The organism is Stenotrophomonas sp. YIM B06876 (assembly GCF_030711595.1).
GTDB lineage: Bacteria > Pseudomonadota > Gammaproteobacteria > Xanthomonadales > Xanthomonadaceae > Stenotrophomonas.
This window is the reverse complement of record NZ_JAUJUJ010000303.1, coordinates 1-1021: the sequence shown is the minus strand read 5'-3', so window position 1 is coordinate 1021 and position 1021 is coordinate 1. Positions and strand designations below refer to the sequence as shown.

Here is a 1021-nt window from a genome sequence, read left to right as displayed (position 1 = left end):
GCGCGGGCGGTGAAATCCGCGACGAAGGCGCGACCGGGCGCGGCTCCAAGCCCAAGGCGGGCCTGACGGGCTTCACCGTGTCCAAGCTCTGGGGCGGCGCATCCGACCAGGTGGGCGGCAAGCCCGGCCACATCGCCAGCCCGCTGCAAATCATGACCGAGGGGCCGCTGGGCGGCGCCGCTTTCAATAACGAGTTCGGCCGGCCGAACCTGCTCGGCTACTTCCGTGAATACGAGCAGACCGTGGCGGGCGTTGCGCGCGGCTACCTCAAGCCCATCATGATCGCCGGCGGCCTGGGCGTGATCGACGCCCAGCTCACGCAAAAAATAGCCTTCCCGGCCGGCTCGCTGCTGATCCAGCTCGGCGGCCCGGGCATGCGCATCGGCATGGGCGGCAGCGCCGCCAGCTCCATGGCGACGGGCGCCAATGCGGCCGAATTGGACTTTGATTCGGTGCAGCGCGGCAACCCCGAGATCGAGCGCCGGGCGCAAGAGGTCATCAACCATTGCTGGGCGCAGGGCGCGGCGAACCCGATCCTGGCGATCCACGACGTGGGCGCGGGCGGGCTGTCGAACGCCTTCCCCGAGCTGACCAACGACGCCGGCCGCGGCGCGCGCTTTGACTTGCGTGCCGTGCAGCTCGAAGAGTCGGGCATGGCGCCGAAAGAGATCTGGTCCAACGAAAGCCAGGAGCGCTATGTGCTGGCCATCGCACCGGAATCGCTGGCGCAGTTCCAGGCCTTCTGCGAGCGCGAGCGCTGCCCGTTCGCCGTCATCGGCACCGCCACCGAAGAGCGCCAGCTGGTGCTGGCCGACACGGCCGCCACGGCGGACGACCAGAAGTTTCCGGTCGACATGCCCATGTCCGTGCTGCTGGGCAAGCCGCCCAAGATGCACCGCGACGTGCAGACTGTGGCGCGCGAGTTCACGCCCATGGACCTGACCGGCGTCAGCTTGCAGCAGTCCGTCATCGACGTGCTGAGCCACCCGACCGTGGCGTCCAAGCGCTTCCTGATCACCAT

1 protein-coding gene is annotated in these 1021 nt (G+C 68.8%); it reads left to right on the top strand.

Going from position 1 to position 1021, the window contains the following annotated elements; all coding sequences use genetic code 11:
- Positions 1–1021, top strand: a 1021-nt coding sequence (locus QZH66_RS16900; protein WP_305807014.1) for an AIR synthase-related protein, incomplete at both ends; no start/stop codon positions are given.